The 16,680-nt window shown below is 73.8% G+C and carries 17 protein-coding genes; 5 read left to right on the forward strand and 12 right to left on the reverse strand.

The window, feature by feature from the left end; genetic code table 11:
• Nucleotides 1-12: 12 nt before the first annotated feature.
• Both ACYVQV_RS03390 and ACYVQV_RS03395 read right to left on the reverse strand, forming a co-directional pair.
• Nucleotides 13-1,398 carry a glycine--tRNA ligase gene (locus ACYVQV_RS03390; RefSeq protein ID WP_461021846.1) on the reverse strand — a complete coding sequence of 462 codons (1,386 nt, stop codon included), beginning with the start codon at nucleotides 1,396-1,398 and terminating at the stop codon, nucleotides 13-15.
• Nucleotides 1,399-1,462: 64 nt separating this feature from the next.
• Nucleotides 1,463-1,822: an antibiotic biosynthesis monooxygenase family protein gene (locus tag ACYVQV_RS03395; RefSeq protein WP_461021847.1), complete on the reverse strand. Its 360-nt coding sequence runs from the start codon at nucleotides 1,820-1,822 to the stop codon at nucleotides 1,463-1,465.
• 79 nt (nucleotides 1,823-1,901) lie between these two features.
• Between ACYVQV_RS03395 and ACYVQV_RS03400 the strand changes: the two genes are divergently transcribed.
• The 5 genes from ACYVQV_RS03400 to ACYVQV_RS03420 all read left to right on the forward strand — a co-directional run bounded on the left by ACYVQV_RS03400 (nucleotide 1,902) and on the right by ACYVQV_RS03420 (nucleotide 5,656).
• Entirely contained in the window at nucleotides 1,902-2,240 is a 339-nt protein-coding gene (locus ACYVQV_RS03400; protein ID WP_461021848.1) for a DUF6703 family protein, read from the forward strand.
• 69 nt (nucleotides 2,241-2,309) lie between these two features.
• Nucleotides 2,310-3,329, forward strand: a complete 1,020-nt coding sequence (locus ACYVQV_RS03405) for a metal ABC transporter substrate-binding protein (RefSeq protein ID WP_461021849.1) — start codon at nucleotides 2,310-2,312, stop codon at nucleotides 3,327-3,329.
• Nucleotides 3,326-4,132: a metal ABC transporter ATP-binding protein gene (locus tag ACYVQV_RS03410; RefSeq protein WP_461021850.1), complete on the forward strand. Its 807-nt coding sequence runs from the start codon at nucleotides 3,326-3,328 to the stop codon at nucleotides 4,130-4,132. Before ACYVQV_RS03405 ends, ACYVQV_RS03410 begins: the two co-directional genes overlap by 4 nt.
• Nucleotides 4,133-4,157: 25 nt before the next feature.
• On the forward strand, nucleotides 4,158-5,189 hold the full coding sequence (locus ACYVQV_RS03415) for a metal ABC transporter permease (RefSeq protein WP_461021932.1): 1,032 nt from the start codon (nucleotides 4,158-4,160) through the stop codon (nucleotides 5,187-5,189).
• A gap of 71 nt (nucleotides 5,190-5,260) precedes the next feature.
• A complete protein-coding gene (locus ACYVQV_RS03420; RefSeq protein WP_461021851.1) occupies nucleotides 5,261-5,656 on the forward strand; it encodes a Fur family transcriptional regulator in 396 nt (131 codons plus the stop codon).
• 35 nt (nucleotides 5,657-5,691) lie between these two features.
• On the opposite strand, the gene ACYVQV_RS03425 is transcribed toward ACYVQV_RS03420, so the two are convergent.
• The 10 genes from ACYVQV_RS03425 to ACYVQV_RS03470 form a co-directional block, all read right to left on the reverse strand.
• On the reverse strand, nucleotides 5,692-6,567 hold the full coding sequence (locus ACYVQV_RS03425) for an isoprenyl transferase (RefSeq protein ID WP_461021852.1): 876 nt from the start codon (nucleotides 6,565-6,567) through the stop codon (nucleotides 5,692-5,694).
• Nucleotides 6,564-7,295, reverse strand: a complete 732-nt coding sequence (recO, locus tag ACYVQV_RS03430; protein ID WP_461021853.1) for a DNA repair protein RecO — start codon at nucleotides 7,293-7,295, stop codon at nucleotides 6,564-6,566. Before recO ends, ACYVQV_RS03425 begins: the two co-directional genes overlap by 4 nt.
• A 48-nt stretch (nucleotides 7,296-7,343) precedes the next feature.
• Nucleotides 7,344-8,903: a diguanylate cyclase gene (locus tag ACYVQV_RS03435; RefSeq protein WP_461021854.1), complete on the reverse strand. Its 1,560-nt coding sequence runs from the start codon at nucleotides 8,901-8,903 to the stop codon at nucleotides 7,344-7,346.
• A 154-nt stretch (nucleotides 8,904-9,057) separates the two neighbouring features.
• Entirely contained in the window at nucleotides 9,058-10,794 is a 1,737-nt protein-coding gene (gene leuA / locus ACYVQV_RS03440) for a 2-isopropylmalate synthase (RefSeq protein WP_461021933.1), read from the reverse strand.
• A 210-nt stretch (nucleotides 10,795-11,004) separates the two neighbouring features.
• Complete coding sequence (locus tag ACYVQV_RS03445; protein ID WP_461021855.1) at nucleotides 11,005-12,036, reverse strand: aspartate-semialdehyde dehydrogenase; 1,032 nt, start codon at nucleotides 12,034-12,036, stop codon at nucleotides 11,005-11,007.
• A 114-nt stretch (nucleotides 12,037-12,150) separates the two neighbouring features.
• Entirely contained in the window at nucleotides 12,151-13,071 is a 921-nt protein-coding gene (gene era, locus ACYVQV_RS03450; protein WP_461021856.1) for a GTPase Era, read from the reverse strand.
• Nucleotides 13,068-14,384 (reverse strand): hemolysin family protein, encoded by a 1,317-nt coding sequence (locus tag ACYVQV_RS03455; protein WP_461021857.1) that lies wholly within the window; start codon nucleotides 14,382-14,384, stop codon nucleotides 13,068-13,070. The genes era and ACYVQV_RS03455 overlap by 4 nt, the downstream gene beginning before the upstream one ends.
• Nucleotides 14,381-14,842 (reverse strand): rRNA maturation RNase YbeY, encoded by a 462-nt coding sequence (ybeY, locus tag ACYVQV_RS03460; RefSeq protein WP_461021858.1) that lies wholly within the window; start codon nucleotides 14,840-14,842, stop codon nucleotides 14,381-14,383. The genes ACYVQV_RS03455 and ybeY overlap by 4 nt, the downstream gene beginning before the upstream one ends.
• Nucleotides 14,839-16,032: a PhoH family protein gene (locus tag ACYVQV_RS03465; RefSeq protein WP_461021859.1), complete on the reverse strand. Its 1,194-nt coding sequence runs from the start codon at nucleotides 16,030-16,032 to the stop codon at nucleotides 14,839-14,841. Before ACYVQV_RS03465 ends, ybeY begins: the two co-directional genes overlap by 4 nt.
• Nucleotides 16,033-16,117: 85 nt before the next feature.
• Nucleotides 16,118-16,513: an HIT domain-containing protein gene (locus ACYVQV_RS03470; RefSeq protein WP_461021860.1), complete on the reverse strand. Its 396-nt coding sequence runs from the start codon at nucleotides 16,511-16,513 to the stop codon at nucleotides 16,118-16,120.
• Between the last annotated feature and the right edge of the window lie 167 nt (nucleotides 16,514-16,680).

Genomic DNA, 16,680 nt, shown 5'->3' on the forward strand with positions numbered 1-16,680 from the left:
CGACCCCGGGCGTCAGCAGCCCAGCAGCCGCGGCGCCAGGTAGTCCGTCACCTTGTCGAGGGCGACCCGCTCCTGCGCCATGGAGTCGCGCTCGCGGATCGTCACGGCCTGGTCCTCGAGGGTGTCGAAGTCGACCGTGATGCAGAACGGCGTCCCGATCTCGTCCTGCCGGCGGTAGCGCCGGCCGATCGCGCCCGCGTCGTCGAACTCGACGTTCCAGCTGCGCCGCAGCTCGGCCGCGAGGTCCTTCGCCTTCGGGGACAGCGCCTCGTTGCGCGACAGCGGCAGCACCGCCGCCTTGACCGGCGCCAGCCGGGGGTCGAGCCGCAGCGACACCCGCTTGTCGACACCGCCCTTGGTGTTCGGCGCCTCGTCCTCGGTGTAGGCCTCGACGAGGAAGGTCATCAGCGAGCGGGACAGGCCGGCCGCCGGCTCGATGACGTACGGCGTCCACCGCTCGCCCTTGGCCTGGTCGAAGTAGGACAGGTCCGTGCCGGAGTGCTGGGCGTGGGTGCCGAGGTCGAAGTCGGTGCGGTTGGCGATCCCCTCGAGCTCACCCCACTCGGAGCCGGCGAACCGGAACCGGTACTCGATGTCGACGGTGCGCTTGGAGTAGTGGGAGAGCTTGTCCTTCGGGTGCTCGTAGTGGCGCAGGTTCTCCCGCGAGATGCCGAGGTCGACGTACCACTCGGTCCGCTGGTCGATCCAGTACTGGTGCCACTCCTCGTCCGTTCCCGGCTCGACGAAGAACTCCATCTCCATCTGCTCGAACTCGCGGGTGCGGAAGATGAAGTTGCCCGGCGTGATCTCGTTGCGGAACGACTTGCCGATCTGGCCGATGCCGAACGGCGGCTTCCTGCGCGCGCTGGACATGACGTTGAGGAAGTTCACGAAGATGCCCTGCGCCGTCTCGGGACGCAGGTAGTGCAGCCCGGACTCGTCCTCGACGGGGCCGAGGTACGTCTTGAGCATCATGTTGAAGTCGCGCGGCTCCGTCCACACCCCGCGGTTGCCGCAGGACGGGCAGGGGATGTCCTCGAGGCCGTTCTCCGGCGCGCGGCCCTTCTTCTCCTCGTACTCCTCCTGCAGGTGGTCGGCCCGGAACCGCTTGTGGCACGACCGGCACTCGGTGAGCGGGTCGGTGAACGCGCCCACGTGCCCGGAGGCGACCCACGTCTGGCGGGGCAGGATGATCGAGGAGTCCAGGCCGACGACGTCCTCGCGGCCCGTGACGACGGACCGCCACCACTGCCGCTTGATGTTCTCCTTGAGCTCGACGCCGAGCGGGCCGTAGTCCCAGGCGGAGCGGGTACCGCCGTAGATCTCCCCGGAGGGGTAGACGAAGCCCCTGCGCTTGCAGAGGCTGACGACGGACTCGATCGTGCTGGGTGCGGCCACGGTGCGGATCACTCCATCCGGCTGGGTGTCGGCGGACCCGGGCGAGCGCCCGGGGTCGACCAGCCTAGCGGCCGGGACCGGGCCTCCCGGCGTCCGCCGGGGCCCGGTCGGAGGCCGCCGTCGAGGCCGCCGCGCCCACCGGCTGGTCGACCAGCACCTCGTACGCGCCGGGCTCGTCGACGGCACGGTGCATCAGCGGCGCGGTGCGGACCTTGACCTCGTAGGACCCGAGCGCGCGGCGGTAGGCGCCGACCCCCTCCCACCGGGTGACGACCACCCACCGGTCCACCTCGTCGGTGCTGCGCCCGACCTGCCCGCCGAGGTAGCCGGGGCGGGCCGCGAGGGCCTCCAGCACGGGGCCGGCCAGCGCGAGGAACTCCTCGGCGTCGGACTCCGCCACCGTGTAGCGGTTGACCACGAGCACGGCGGACCTCCGGGGTGTCGACGGGCGTCGGGAAGCATCGAGGGGCGCCGGGGGCCCGGAGCTCTGCCACGATGCTGGCATGGTCGCGCCGTCACCCCCCGAACGCCACCGGCCGGACGGCGCCGGCGGGCGCACCGGGAGCGAGCGCCGGCGGGAGCGGGCCGCTGCCGCGACGCTGCCGGTGCTGGAGCGACTGCGCGCGGTCCCGGTTCCGGTGACGGCGCTGGCGGTCGGGGCCCTGCTGCTGGGCGCGCTCCTGCTGGGGTCGTGGCCGGGTGGCCTGCTGCTGCTGCTCGTGGTCGGCGCGCTGGGCTGGATCACGTGGCTGGTGTGGCCGCGGCTGTCCACGGGGCACCGGGTGCTGCGCGCCGGTGTCCTCACGGTGCTGCTCGTCACCGCGCTGGCGCGGCTCACCTGACCGACCTCCGGGGGCCGGTGCCTGAGAACCGTTTTGACTTCCTCGCCATCGCGAACTGATAATCGTTCTATGCAGCGACCTCGTGCCCTCACCGCCCTCCTGCTCGGCTCGGCTCTCGGCCTCGGCGCCTGCGGGACCGCCGACGGGTCCTCGGGGACCGGGGACGGCGGGGTGCCGGTGGTCGCGAGCTTCTACCCCCTCGAGTACGCCGTCGCCCAGGTCGGTGGCGACCGGGTGTCGGTGACCAACCTGACCAAGCCGGGCGCCGAGCCGCACGACCTCGAGCTCGCCCCCCGCGACGTCGCGCGGCTCTCCGACGCCGCGCTGGTCGTCTACCTGGCGGACTTCCAGCCCGCCGTCGACGACGCCGTCGAGGCCGAGGCGGCCGACCACGCCCTCGACGTGACCGACGCGGCCCGGCTGTCGGACGGCGACGACGGCGCGGACGCCGACCACCCGGACGAGCACGCCGACGACCACGCCGACGACCACGCCGAGGACGAGCACGCCGACGAGCACGCCGACGAGCACTCGGACGAGCACGCCGACGACGACCACGGCCACGGCGCCACCGACCCGCACTTCTGGCTCGACCCCACGCGGCTGGCCGACGTCGGTGACGCGGTCGCCGAGCGGCTCTCCGCCGTCGACCCCGACGGCGCGGACGCTTACCGCGCCAACGCCGAGGCCCTGCGCGCCGACCTCGAGGCCCTCGACGCCGAGCTCGAGGCCGGCCTGGCCGGGTGCGCGAGCCGCGACCTCGTCGTCAGCCACGAGGCGTTCGGGTACCTCGCGGACCGGTACGGCTTCGAGCAGGTCGGGATCAGCGGCCTGAGCCCCGAGAGCGACCCGCGGCCCCAGGACCTCGCCGCCGTCACCGAGTTCGTCACCCAGCACGCGGTCAGCACCGTCTACTACGAGACGCTCGTCGACCCCGCCGTCGCCCGGACCGTGGCCGAGGAGACCGGTGCCCGCACCGCCGTCCTGGACCCGATCGAGGGACTGACCGACGAGTCGGCCGGCTCGGACTACCGTGAGGTCATGCTCGCCAACCTGGAGACGCTGCGCGAGGGGCAGTCCTGCCCGTGACGGGCGGGCCCCCGACCCCCGTCGTGGCGCTGCGGGGCGCGACGATCGGTTACGCCGGCACCCCCGTGGTGCGCGACGTCGATTTGCGGGTGGACGCCGGTGAGGTGGTGGCCGTGCTCGGCGCCAACGGCTCGGGCAAGTCCACCCTGGTGCGGGGCCTGCTGGGCCTGGCCCAGCTGCAGTCCGGGGCCGTCGAGCTGTTCGGCGTGCCCGTGCAGCGGTTCCGCGACCGCGCCCGGATCGGCTACGTCCCCCAGCGGCACACGGTCGGCGGCACCGTGCCGGCCACGGTGCGCGAGGTCGTGTCGTCCGGCCGGCTGCCGCGGTTGTCGGTGCTCGGCCGGCTCGGGCGACGCGACCGGCAGGCCGTGGACGAGGCCATCGCCACGGTGGGGCTGGCCGACCGGGCGACGGCGTCGGTGGCCGAGCTGTCCGGCGGGCAGCAGCGGCGGGTGCTCATCGCCCGGGCCCTGGCCAGCGAGCCGGACGTCCTGGTGATGGACGAGCCGACCGCGGGCGTCGACACCTCGCACCAGCGCAGCCTCAGCGAGACGCTCCGCTCGCTCGCCGACCGCGACGTGACGATGCTCGTCGTCACCCACGAGGTCGGTCCGCTCGTCCCCGTCGTCAGCCGCGCCGTCGTCATGCACGAGGGCAGGCCGCGCTACGACGGCCCGCTGCTGCCGTCGATGGTGGGGGCGTCCGACGGCCTGCTCGAGCTGGCCGAGCACACCCACCACGACGACGAGGACGAGACCACCGCGCGCCCGGGATGGGTCGCCGAACCGACCTGGGGGGCGTGACGTGGAGCTGCTCGAGACGGCCTTCATGCAGCGCGCGCTGCTCGCGGCGCTGCTCGTCGGCCTGACCGCACCCGTCGTGGGCACCTTCCTGGTGCAGCGACGGCTCGCCCTCATCGGCGACGGCATGGGGCACGTGGCCCTGGCCGGCGTGGCGGCCGGGGTGCTGACGAGCACCAGCCCGGTGTGGACGGCGCTCGTCGCGGCGGTCGCGGCCGCCGTGCTGATCGAGGTGCTCAGGGCGCAGGGCCGCACCAGCGCGGACGTCGTCCTCGCGGTGCTGTTCTACGGCGGCATCGCCGGTGGCGTCGTCCTGATCAGCCTGTCGCCCGACGGCAGCGCCGCCAACCTCAACGCCTACCTGTTCGGCGCCATCACCACGACGACGACGTCCGACCTGTGGGTGTTCGGGCTGCTCGGGACCGTCGTCCTGGGCACCGTCGCGCTGCTCGCGCCGCGGCTGTTCGCGGTCAGCAACGACGAGGAGCACGCGCGCGCCACCGGGCTGCCGGTGCTCGGCCTCAACCTGACGCTCGCCGTCCTGACGGCCGTCACCGTCGTCGTGTCGATGCGCGTCGTCGGCCTGCTGCTCATCTCGGCCCTGATGATCGTGCCGAACGCGGTGGCCCAGCTCGTGGCGCGCAGCTTCCGCGGCACGCTGCTGACCGCCGTCGTCGTCGGCGTCATCACCAGCGTCGGCGGTGTCGCCACCTCGTACTACGCCAACACCCCGTCCGGCGGCACGATCGTCGTCCTGGCCATCGGCGTCTTCCTGCTGACGGCGCTCGGGACGTGGGCCCGCGCCGCACTGGCCCGTCGTCGCGACCCCCGCGCCGGGTACCACCCGCACGAGCACGGTGCGGGGTGCGGCCACCCCACCGTCCCGCACGGCGACCACGTCGACTTCGTGCACGACGGGCACCGGCACGCCGCCCACGGCGACCACTACGACGAGCACTGCCCGCCGGGCGGGCCCACCGGCCGCACCGCGGGCGGGGACGAACCGGAACCCGCCGGCCGGGGGCCGGCCGGGACGTCGGCGCGTCCGGACCTACGATGACCAGCGCCCCCACCGGGGCCCGGCGCGCCGACCGGCGGCCCCCCGGGACGACCCCACGCGAAGGTGCAGGCATGCCCGTCCAGGCTCGTAAGGCCAGCCGCCAGCGCACGGCCGTTCAGGAGTTCCTCGACACCCAGGAGACGTTCCGCAGCGCCCAGGACATCCACGCCGACCTGCGTGAGCGCGGCACCAGCATCGGCCTGGCGACCGTGTACCGGGCCCTGCAGGGGATGGTGGAGGACGGTGAGGTCGACGTCCTGCGCACCGACGACGGCGAGGCCGTCTACCGGCGCTGCGGCAGGCACCACCACCACCACCTCGTCTGCCGGGGCTGCGGACGCACCGAGGAGGTCGAGGACGCCCCCGTGGAGCGCTGGGCCGCCCGGGTCGCCGACGCGCACGGGTTCACCGACGTCGAGCACCAGGTCGAGGTCTTCGGCACCTGCGCCGAGTGCGCCAGCGCCTGACCCCCTTGCGCGGCTGACCCGACCCGGGGTCGGCCTCAGGCGCCGGGCGTCGGCGGACCCGGCTGACCGCCGCGTCCGTCCGCGGCGTCCACCGCTCCCCCGTACCGGCGGTCCCGGCGGGCGTACGCCTCGATCGCGCGCCACAGGTGCCGGCGGTCGACGTCCGGCCACAGCTCGTCCAGGAAGACCAGCTCCGCGTACGCCGACTGCCACAGCATGAAGTTCGAGATCCGCTGCTCACCGGAGGTGCGCAGGAACAGGTCGACGTCCGGCAGGTCCGGCTCGTCGAGGAAGCGCTGCACCGTCCGCTCGTCGACCCGCGTCGGGTCCAGCCGCCCCGCCGCCGCCTCGACGGCGATGGCCCGGGCCGCGTCGGCGATCTCCGCACGGCCGCCGTAGTTGATGCACATGTTCAGGGTCAGCCGGTCGTTGTGCCGGGTCAGCCGCTCGGCCTCCTCCAGCTCGCGGATGACGCTGGTCCACAGCCGCGGACGGCGGCCCGTCCAGCGCATCCGCACCCCCCAGCGCGCCATGTCGTCGCGACGTCGCCGCAGCACCTGCTTGTTGAAGCCCATGAGGAAGCGCACCTCCTCGGGGGAGCGCTTCCAGTTCTCGGTCGAGAACGCGAACACCGACAGGTGGCGCACCCCGATCTCCAGGGCGCCGGCGACGACGTCGAACAGCGCCGACTCCCCCGCCTCGTGGCCGGCCGTGCGCGTCAGGCCCCTGCGGTTCGCCCAGCGACCGTTGCCGTCCATCACGATCGCCACGTGCGCGGGCACCAGCTCGACCGGCACCGTCGGCGGGCGCGCGCCGGTGGCGTGCGCCGGCGGCGCGACCGGCTGCTGCGCCGTCCCGGCCCCGGGCGTCGACCCTGCTGCGCGGCGTGCCCGGCGTCCCGACGTCCTCATGCCCGCTCCACCAGCCGCAACGACCGGACCCCCCGCTCCAGGTGCCACTGCAGGTAGGCGGCGACCAGACCGCTGCCCTCCCGCCGGGACCGCGTGTCGCTGGCGTCGGCGACGTCCCAGTCCCCGGTGAGCAGCGCCGCCAGCAGCGCGACGGTCGCCGGCGCCGGTGCCGCCGACCCCGGTGGACGGCACTGCGGGCACACGGAGCCTCCCATGGCCACCGCGAAGGCCCGGTGCGGACCGGCGGCGCCGCAGCGCGCGCAGTCCTCGAAGCTCGCCGCCCACCCGGCGACCGCCATGGACCGCAGCAGGAACGCGTCGAGGACGAGGGTGGGGTCGTGCGCGCCGTCCGAGAGGGTCCGCAGCGCGCCGAGCAGCAGGAGGAACTGCTGGGTCGCGGGCTCCCGCTCCACCGGTGTCAGGCGCTCGGCGGTCTCGAGCATCGCCGTCCCGGCGGTGTACCGCGCGTAGTCCCCGGCCACCGTGCGGGCGTACGGCGCCAGCGTCTCCACCTGGGTGACGACGTCCAGCGACCGGCCCGCGTACGCCTGGACGTCGACGTGCATGAACGGCTCCAGCCGCGCCCCGAAGCGGCTCGACGTGCGCCGCACCCCCTTGGCCACGGCGCGGACGCGACCGGTCGACCGCGTCAGCAGGGTGACGACCCGGTCGGCCTCCCCCAGCTTCTGGGTGCGCAGCACGACACCCTCGTCGCGGTACAGGCTCACCGGGTCATCGTCCCACCACCGCGACGCGGCCCGCCCCCGCCCCGCCGCTCAGAACACCACGAGCTGGTCACGTCCGGCGCGCTTGGCGCTGTACAGCGCCGAGTCGGCCGCCCCGAGGGCGTCCGGGGCCGGCAGCGAGGTCGCCAGGCCCACCGAGACGGTCACCCGCAGCCCCGGGGCGAGGTCGTGCCACGAGGACTCCCGGACCGCCTGCAGGATCCGTCCGGCGATCGTCCGGGCGGCCGCGGGGTCGCCCGACACGACCACGAGGAACTCGTCGCCGCCGTAGCGCACGACGACGTCCTCGACCCGGCAGTGGGTCCGCAGGATGTCGGCCAGGCGCAGGATCACCAGGTCGCCGACCTCGTGCGAGAAGGTGTCGTTGACGTCCTTGAACCGGTCGATGTCGACGAACACGACGGACAGGTCCCGGTCGCTGCCGGCGACGTGCTCGGCGAGGCGGCGCCGGTTGCCCAGGCCGGTCAGGGGGTCCTCGAGCACCTCCTGCTCCATGCGGCCCGTGCGGTCCATCAGCTCGCGCACCCGCATCCGCGCCTGCAGCGCCGAGAACCGGCCCTCCCGGTCGTGCCACATCCGCTCCATCACCGCCCGGGCGAGCCACCGCCACCGGCCCACCGCCGGGTGGTAGCCGGACTCGGCCTCGTCGACCTCGGCCGTGGCCGTCAGCGCGGCGGCCGCCCAGACGTCGCGGCCGGCGCGCTCCGCGCCGCGGACCGCCGCCGCCAGGTGCTCGCGGGCGACGGCGAACCGCCCGCGCCCGGCGAGCACGCGACCGAGGGTGAGCTCGCTCAGGTCGCGCTCCACCGTGCCCGCCCGCTGCGGGCCGGACGCCAGGGCGTCGCGGACGGCGGACTCGGCCAGCCCCGGTTCACCCCACCGCTCCCACACGACCGCCTGGTACAGCAGCGCCTTGGCGTGCATGTCGTCGTCACCGCACACCCGGGCCAGGGCCTGCATCCTCAGCGCCGTGGACAGCGCGACGCGGTACCGGGCGCGGGCGTCCGCGTCGCGGCCGACCAGGTCCACCGTCGCGCCCCACTGCAGGTGCAGCAACGCCGTCTCCTGCTGCACGAGCAGGTCGAGGTACGGGTCGGACGTCGACCCCGCGGCGAGCATCTCCTCCGACTGCTCGAAGAGCATGAGCGAGCGCAGGGCGATCGCCACGGCCATCCCCGCGGACATGTGGTTGTAGCGGTTCGACGGGTGCCTCGCGACGAGGTACGCCCCCTCCGCGAGGGCGTCCATCGCCCGGGTCATCTCGCCCGTCGACGTGCAGGCCTCCGCGAGCAGCGCCAGACCCTTCGCGCGCCAGTACGGCTCGACGACCGGGTCGACGTCGGCGAGCAGCTCCTGGGCCCACGTGACGGCCTCGGCGTGCCGGCCCGACTCCTGGGCGGCGATGCCGGCCACGTACCGCAGGAACCGCACGGTCCGCTCGTCGCCCGCGGCGGTGGCCAGTGCCAGCCCCTCGCGGGACCTGCTCACGGCGGCGTCGTTGCGGCCGTGGGTGTACAGCAGGTGCGCGGCGGCGGCCAGGTGGTGCAACGGCCCGAAGTCGCCGTGGAGCACCAGGGAGGTCCCCGACAAGTCCCCGTGCCCCCTCGTCTCGCCCGCCGGGGCCGTGCGTCCCGGTCCTTGAACGGTACAACGACGTGCCGTCGCCCGCCCGGGTGCGATCCCCCGGACGGGCGACGGACGGGACGGTGGGCGGACGACGGACGGAGGACGGGCGGGAGGCGACTCAGCCCGCGGCGCGCTCGGCGCGGTTGACGGCCGAGACCACCGCCTTGAGCGACGCCGTCACGATGTTCGGGTCGATCCCGACGCCCCACAGGACCCGGTCGCCGACCTCGCACTCGACGAAGGCCGCCGCGACGGCGTCCCCGCCCGAGCTCATCGCGTGCTCGGCGTAGTCCAGCACCCTGACGTTGACGTCGAGGTCGGACAGGGCGGTGACGAACGCGGCGATCGGGCCGTTGCCGATGCCCTCGAGCGTGCGCTCGCGCCCGCCGTCCGTGACGTCCACCGACAGCCGGTCCGCGCCGTCCACCTCGGACGTCGAGCGCATCCCCAGCAGGCCGAAGCGTCCCCAGGTGGGGCGCCCCTCGGCGGCGGGCAGGTACTCGTCCTCGAACACGCTCCACAGGTCGGCCGCCGAGATCTCCCGGCCCTCGCCGTCGGTGTGGTGCTGGACGACCTGGCTGAACTCGATCTGCAGCCGCCGCGGCAGCTCGAGGTTGTGCTCGGTCTTCATCAGGTAGGCCACGCCGCCCTTGCCGGACTGGGAGTTCACCCTGATGACCGCCTCGTACGAGCGGCCGACGTCCTTCGGGTCGATCGGCAGGTACGGGACCGCCCACTCGATGTCGTCGACGTCCGCGCCCTGCGCCGCGGCGTCCGCGGCCATCGCGTCGAAGCCCTTGTTGATCGCGTCCTGGTGGGAGCCGGAGAAGGCCGTGTACACCAGGTCCCCGCCGTAGGGGTGGCGCTCGGGGACGGGCAGCTGGTTGCAGTACTCCACCGTGCGGCGGATCTCGTCGATGTCCGAGAAGTCGACCTGCGGGTCAACGCCCTGGCTGAACAGGTTCAGGCCGAGGGTCACCAGGCACACGTTGCCCGTCCGCTCGCCGTTGCCGAACAGGCAGCCCTCGATCCGGTCCGCGCCGGCCATGTAGCCGAGCTCGGCGGCGGCGACGCCGGTGCCCCGGTCGTTGTGCGGGTGCAGCGACAGCACGACCGAGTCGCGACGGGGCAGGTTGCGGTGCATCCACTCGATGGAGTCGGCGTAGACGTTGGGCGTGGCCATCTCGACCGTGGCGGGCAGGTTCATGATCATCGGCCGGTCGGGGGACGGGTCGATGACGTCGATGACCTTGGAGCAGACCTCGACCGCGAAGTCGAGCTCGGTGCCCGTGTAGGACTCCGGCGAGTACTGCCAGTGGATCTCGGTGTCGGGGGTGTGCACCTCGGCGTACTTCATCGACAGCCTCGCCCCCTGGGTGGCGATGTCGGCGATCCCGTCGCGTCCCATGCCGAACACGACCCGGCGCTGCAGGACGGACGTCGAGTTGTAGAAGTGGACGATCGCGCGGTCGGCCCCGCGGATCGACTCGAACGTGCGGTCGATGAGGTGCTCACGGCACTGGGTGAGGACCTGGATCGTCACGTCGTCCGGGATGAGGTCGCCCTCGATGAGCTGGCGCACGAAGTCGTAGTCCGTCTGGCTCGCCGACGGGAACCCGACCTCGATCTCCTTGTACCCCATCCGCACGAGCAGCTGGAACATCGCCAGCTTGCGGCTGGGGTTCATCGGGTCGATCAGCGCCTGGTTGCCGTCGCGCAGGTCCACCGCGCACCACCGGGGGGCGCTGGTGATGCGGGCGTCGGGCCAGGTCCGGTCCGGCAGGTGGACGGGCAGCTGCTCGGCGTACGGGCGGTACCGGTGGGTCGGCATCCCGGAGGGCTGCTGGGGGTGCATCACGGTGGGTCACTCCTCGGTGGGCGGCTCGGACGACCGGAGGCAGCACCGGACTCCGCGACGAGGGGACCGGTCTGGTTACTGACCCTCGCCGCGGCAGCCAAGGAGGAGGCTGGAGCGCACGCACCGAGCGTACTCCCGTGGTCACGCAGGGGCCGAACGCAGCGGACGCCGGTCCCATCATGTGGGACCGGCGTCTCGTGGTGGACGTCAGGAGCGGCGGCGGAGGAGCTCCTCGGCGACCTGCACCGCGTTCAGCGCCGCGCCCTTGCGCAGGTTGTCGCCGACGACGAAGAGCACCAGGCCGCGGCCGCCGGGCACGCTCTGGTCCTGCCGGATCCGGCCCACCAGGCTCGGGTCGGTGCCGGCCGCGGCCAGCGGCGTGGGGACGTCCGCGAGCGCGACCCCCGGCGCGTCCGCGAGCAGGGAGCGGGCCTCGTCCGGGGTGATCGGCTGCTCGAACTCGGCGTGCACGGCGAGGCTGTGGCCGGTGAACACCGGAACGCGCACGCAGGTGCCGGCGACGGCGAGGTCGGGCAGGTGCAGGATCTTGCGCGACTCGTTGCGCAGCTTCTGCTCCTCGTCCGTCTCCCCGCTGCCGTCGTCCACCAGCGAACCGGCGAGCGGCAGCACGTTGAAGGCGATCGGGGCGGCGTAGGCGCTCGGTTCGGGCATCGCCACGGCGTCCCCGGCGAAGGCGAGCTCGGCCGCCTTGTCGGCGACGGCCTGCACCTGGGTCTCCAGCTCCCGGACGCCCTTGCCGCCGGAACCCGACACCGCCTGGTACGACGCGACGGTCAGCCGGGTCAGCCCCGCGCGGCGGTGCAGCGGCGCCAGGACCGGCATGGCGGCCATCGTGGTGCAGTTGGGGTTGGCGACGATGCCCTTGGGCAGGTCGTCGAGGTCCTCGGGGTTGACCTCGCTGACGACGAGCGGGACCTGCGGGTCCATCCGCCAGGCCGAGGAGTTGTCGACCACCACGGCGCCCGTGGCCGCGACCTTGGGGGCCAGCTCGCGGGAGGCCGCTCCCCCGTTGGAGAACAGCGCCAGGTCCAGGCCGGAGAGGTCGGCGGTCGCCGAGTCCTCCACGGTGACCTCGCCGCCCTTCCACGGCAGGGTCGTGCCCGCCGAGCGGGCGGAGGCGAGGAACCGTACCTCGTCCGCGGGGAAGGACCTCTCCTCCAGCAGGGCACGCATGACCCCGCCGACCTGACCGGTGGCTCCGAACACTCCGACGCGCATGGGGGCCACGATACGTCCGGCCTTCCGGACGCCGTGCCGGGCGACCACGGGTCGGACGGCGCGACCACGCACGCGTCGGAGCCGTCAGACGCCGAGCCGTCAGGAGCCGAGCCGTCAGAAGCCGAGCCGGCGCAGCTGCTTGGGGTCGCGCTGCCAGTCCTTGGCGACCTTGACGTGCAGCTGCAGGTTCACCGGGACGCCGAGCAGCGCCTCGATCCCCCGCCGGGCCGTCGAGCCGACCTCGCGGAGGCGAGCGCCCTTGCGGCCGATGACGATCCCCTTCTGGGAGTCCCGCTCGACGAACACGGTGGCGTGCACGTCGAGCAGACCGTCGTCGCGGTCCTCGCGCTCGATCACCTCCTCGACCACGACCGCCAGGCTGTGCGGGAGCTCGTCACGCACGCCCTCGAGCGCCGCCTCGCGCACGAGCTCGGCGACCATCACCGCCTCCGGCTCGTCGGTGAGCTCGCCGTCGGGGTACAGCCGCGGCCCCTCGGGCAGCGGCGCCGCGAGCAGGTCCGCGACGACGTCCACCTGGTAGCCCTCGGTCGCGGAGACCGGGACGACGTCGTGCCACTGCCCGAGCTCGCTGAGCTGGACCAGGTGCTCGGCCAGACGGGCCCGGTCGACGGCGTCCGCCTTGGTCGCGATCGCGACCACCGGCGTGCGCCGGCGTCCGCCGTTCAGGTCGGCGAGCTGCTGGGCGATGAACCGGTCACCCGGACCGACCCGCTGGTCGGCGGGGACGCAGAACCCGACGACGTCCACCTCGTGCAGCGTCTCCAGCACCAGGTCGTTGAGCCGCTGGCCGAGGAGGGTGCGCGGCCGGTGCAGGCCGGGGGTGTCGACGATGACGAGCTGGGCGTCCGGCCGGTTCACCACCCCGCGGATCGTGTGCCGCGTCGTCTGCGGCCGCATCGAGGTGATCGCCACCTTCTGCCCGACGAGCGTGTTGGTGAGCGTCGACTTGCCGGCGTTCGGTCGCCCGACCAGGCAGGCGAAACCCGACCGGTGCGCGGGCGGGGAGGCGGTCACCGGGTCACCTCGGCGTCGTCCCGGCTCGCGGCGGGTTCGACCCGGCGCACGAGGAGGGTGGCGATCCGGTTCCGGCGGCCCTCCCGGCGCTCCGCGACCAGCTCCAGACCGCCGACGACCGTCGTCGCGCCCGGGATCGGCACCTTGCCCAGGCCCTTGGCCAGCAGGCCACCCACGGAGTCCACCTCGTCCTCGTCGATCTCGATCCCGAAGAGGTCCGCGACCTCGTCGATGGGTGTGCGGGCGCTGACCCGGTAGGCGCCGTCCTCCAGTGCCTCGACGCCGGGCGCCTCCCGGTCGTACTCGTCGGCGATCTCCCCGACGATCTCCTCGATGAGGTCCTCGATGGTGACCAGGCCCGCGGTGCCGCCGTACTCGTCGACGACGAGCGCGACGTGCCCGGAGGTGCGCTGCATCTCGCGCAGCAGGTCGTCGACGGGCTTGCTCTCGGGCACGAACACGGCCGGGCGCATCACCTCGTCGACCCCGGTCACCGCGGCGTCGGCGCCCGGCCCGCCACCGGCGGGGTGCAGCCGCCGCGCGACGTCCTTGAGGTAGAGCACGCCCAGGACGTCGTCGGCGTCCTCGCCGACCACCGGGACCCGGGAGAACCCCGAGCGCAGGAAGAGGTCCATCGCCTCGTCCAGACGCGTGTCGCGGTCGAGGGTGACCATGTCGGTGCGCGGCACCATCACCTCCCGCACCAGGGTGTCGCCCAGCTCGAAGACGGCGTGCACCATCTCCCGCTCACCGGCCTCGATCACCTGGGACTCGGTCGCGAGGTCGACCATCTCCCGCAGCTCGACCTCCGAGGCGAAGGGGCCGTCCCGGAAGCCGCGGCCCGGGGTCAGGGCGTTGGCCAGCAGCACCAGCCCGCGCGCGAGGGGGCCGAGCAACCGGGTCACCGACCTGAGCAGCGGGACCCCCGCGCAGGCGACCCGCTCGGCGTGCTGCCGGCCGAGCGTGCGTGGGCTGACCCCGACGGCGGAGAACGACACCACGGCCGTCACGCCGGTCGCCACCAGGGCCACCACCCACCAGGGGGACAGGACGCTCGCGGTGACGAGGGTGATGCAGACGGCCGCCCCGGCCTCCATCACCAGCCGCAGGAAGACCGACACGTTGACGAGCGGGGCCGGGTCCTCCAGGACCTCCACGACGTCCACCGCTCCCCGGCGCCCGTCGACGACGAGCCGGGCCGCCTCCGCGCGGGTGATCCGCCCGAGGGCCGCCTCCGTGGCCGCGAGGAGCGCCGCGAGCAGGAGGAGCAGGACCGCCAGCCCGACGAGGAGCCCGAGCGGACCGTCGATCACGCGCGCCCCCGCTGCGACAGGAACGTCAGCAGCAGCCGGCGCTGCAGCCCAAACATCTCCTTCTCCTCCTCGGGCTCGGCGTGGTCGTAGCCGAGCAGGTGCAGGATCCCGTGCGTCGTCAGCAGCAGCAGCTCCTCGGCCGTCGCGTGCCCGGCGGCCGCGGCCTGGCGGGCGGCCACCTCCGGGCACAGCACGACGTCGCCGAGCAGACCCGGCCCGCTGGGCGCTCCCTCGCGGCCCGGTCGCAGCTCGTCCATCGGGAAGCTCAGGACGTCGGTCGGACCCGGCTCGTCCATCCACTGCACGTGCAGGCGCTCCATCGCGGCGGCGTCCACCAGCAGCACGGACAGCTCCGCCTGCGGGTGCACGTGCATGGCGTCCAGGACGTGCCGGGCGAGCTCACCGACCTCGACCTCGTCGACCTGCGCACCCGACTCGTTGACGACCTCGACGCTCACCGGGACTCCCCGGCCGGCCGGGTCGGCGGGCGCCGGCGGGTGCGGCCGGGCGACCCGGCGGCGTCCCCCCGGCTGTCGGCGCGGCCACCCCCACGACCGTCGCCCGAGGGCGCGCGCCGCTCGGCGTCCCACCGGCTGTAGGCGTCGACGATGTCGCTGACCAGGCGGTGCCGGACGACGTCGCCGCTGGTCAGGTGCATGAAGGAGACGTCCTCGACGCCCTCGAGGATCCGGCTGACCACCCGCAGGCCCGACTCGGTCCCACCGGGGAGGTCGACCTGGGTGACGTCGCCGGTGACGACCATCTTCGAGCCGAAACCGAGCCGGGTCAGGAACATCTTCATCTGCTCGGGCGAGGTGTTCTGCGCCTCGTCGAGGATGATGAACGCGTCGTTGAGGGTGCGGCCGCGCATGTACGCCAGCGGTGCCACCTCGATCGTCCCGGCCGCCATCAGCCGCGGGATCGAGTCCGGGTCGATCATGTCGTGCAGGGCGTCGTACAGCGGCCGCAGGTAGGGGTCGATCTTCTCGGTCAGCGTCCCGGGCAGGAAGCCGAGCCGCTCACCCGCCTCCACCGCCGGCCGGGTCAGGATGATCCGGTTCACGGCCTTGTTCTGCAGCGCCTGGACGGCCTTCGCCATCGCCAGGTACGTCTTGCCCGTGCCCGCCGGGCCGATCCCGAAGACGACGGTGTGCGCGTCGATCGCGTCGACGTACCGCTTCTGGTTGAGCGTCTTCGGCCGGATCGTGCGCCCCCGGTTCGACAGGACGCTCAGGGTGAGCACGTCCGCGGGCCGTTCGCCGCCCGCGTGCCGCAGCATGCCGATCGAGCGCTCGACCGCGTCGGGCGTCAGGGTCTGGCCACCGGACAGGACGGCGAGCATCTCGTCGACCAGGCGCTCGACCAGCGCCACCTCCCCCACCCGGCCCGTGAGGGTCACCTCGTTGCCCCGCACGTGGACGTCGACCCGCGGGAACGCCCGCTCGACCACGCGCAGCAGCTCGTCGCGGGTGCCCAGCAGGGACACCATGGAGACGTCGGACGGCACGACGATCCGGTGCTGGGTGTCGCGACCGCCGGACGGCGCCGCAGGGGCCGCACCCGGTGGCGGCGCCTCGGACGGCGGGGCGTCGCCGCCGGCGGCAGCCGACCTGTCGTGGACTCGTGGACCGGGGGGTTGGTCGGACATGGGTCGGGCCGGTGGGCCCTGCTCCTCGGGACGTCGCGGTGCGGACCCCTTGATCGTACCCGCGCCGACCGCGCTCAGCCGGTCCTCACCCCGGGGGCCAGGTCATCGACCGGCCGCCCAGGACGTGCCCGTGCACGTGGAAGACCGACTGGCCTGCGCTCGGACCGGTGTTGAAGACCAGGCGGAACTCCCCGCCCGCCTCGTCCGCGGCCACCTGGCCGCCGACGCGGACCAGCTCGGCGAGCGTCTCGCCGTCCGCGTGCGCGAGCGCACCGACGTCCACGTGGTGGTCGCGCGGGACGACCAGCACGTGCAGCGGCGCCTGCGGGGAGACGTCGCGGAACGCCAGCACCCGGTCGGTGGCGACGACGACGTCGGCCGGGACGCTGCCGTCGACGACGCGGCAGAAGAGGCAGTCGGGGTCCGACGTGGGGGCCGGCCGGTCACCGCCGCGCGTGTCCTGCGGGTTCTCGGTGCTCATTGCGCCACCCTAGACACCGCACCACCCACGTGGCGCAGTCCGGCTCGAGGGCGTCAACCCACGGGCCGCCTCGCGCGTGGTGCGGGTGTGACAGCAGCGACAGCGCCGCCGGCCCCGGACGCGCCCCTGGTCGACCCCCAGGACGTGTCCGGGCGCGCCGGGTGGTC

The sequence above is a fragment of the Thalassiella azotivora genome (genome assembly GCF_054781695.1).

Excerpts from the sequence above, each read along its gene's own strand:
- ACYVQV_RS03400 (WP_461021848.1), top strand. The coding sequence starts at position 1,902 with ATGGTCGCGCCGTCACCCCCCGAACGCCACCGGCCGGACGGCGCCGGC.
- ACYVQV_RS03405 (WP_461021849.1), top strand. The coding sequence starts at position 2,310 with ATGCAGCGACCTCGTGCCCTCACCGCCCTCCTGCTCGGCTCGGCTCTC.
- ACYVQV_RS03415 (WP_461021932.1), top strand. The coding sequence starts at position 4,158 with ATGCAGCGCGCGCTGCTCGCGGCGCTGCTCGTCGGCCTGACCGCACCC.
- ACYVQV_RS03420 (WP_461021851.1), top strand. The coding sequence starts at position 5,261 with ATGCCCGTCCAGGCTCGTAAGGCCAGCCGCCAGCGCACGGCCGTTCAG.
- ACYVQV_RS03425 (WP_461021852.1), bottom strand. The coding sequence starts at position 6,567 with ATGAGGACGTCGGGACGCCGGGCACGCCGCGCAGCAGGGTCGACGCCC.
- leuA (WP_461021933.1), bottom strand. The coding sequence starts at position 10,794 with ATGCACCCCCAGCAGCCCTCCGGGATGCCGACCCACCGGTACCGCCCG.
- ACYVQV_RS03445 (WP_461021855.1), bottom strand. The coding sequence starts at position 12,036 with ATGCGCGTCGGAGTGTTCGGAGCCACCGGTCAGGTCGGCGGGGTCATG.
- ACYVQV_RS03465 (WP_461021859.1), bottom strand. The coding sequence starts at position 16,032 with ATGTCCGACCAACCCCCCGGTCCACGAGTCCACGACAGGTCGGCTGCC.
- ACYVQV_RS03470 (WP_461021860.1), bottom strand. The coding sequence starts at position 16,513 with ATGAGCACCGAGAACCCGCAGGACACGCGCGGCGGTGACCGGCCGGCC.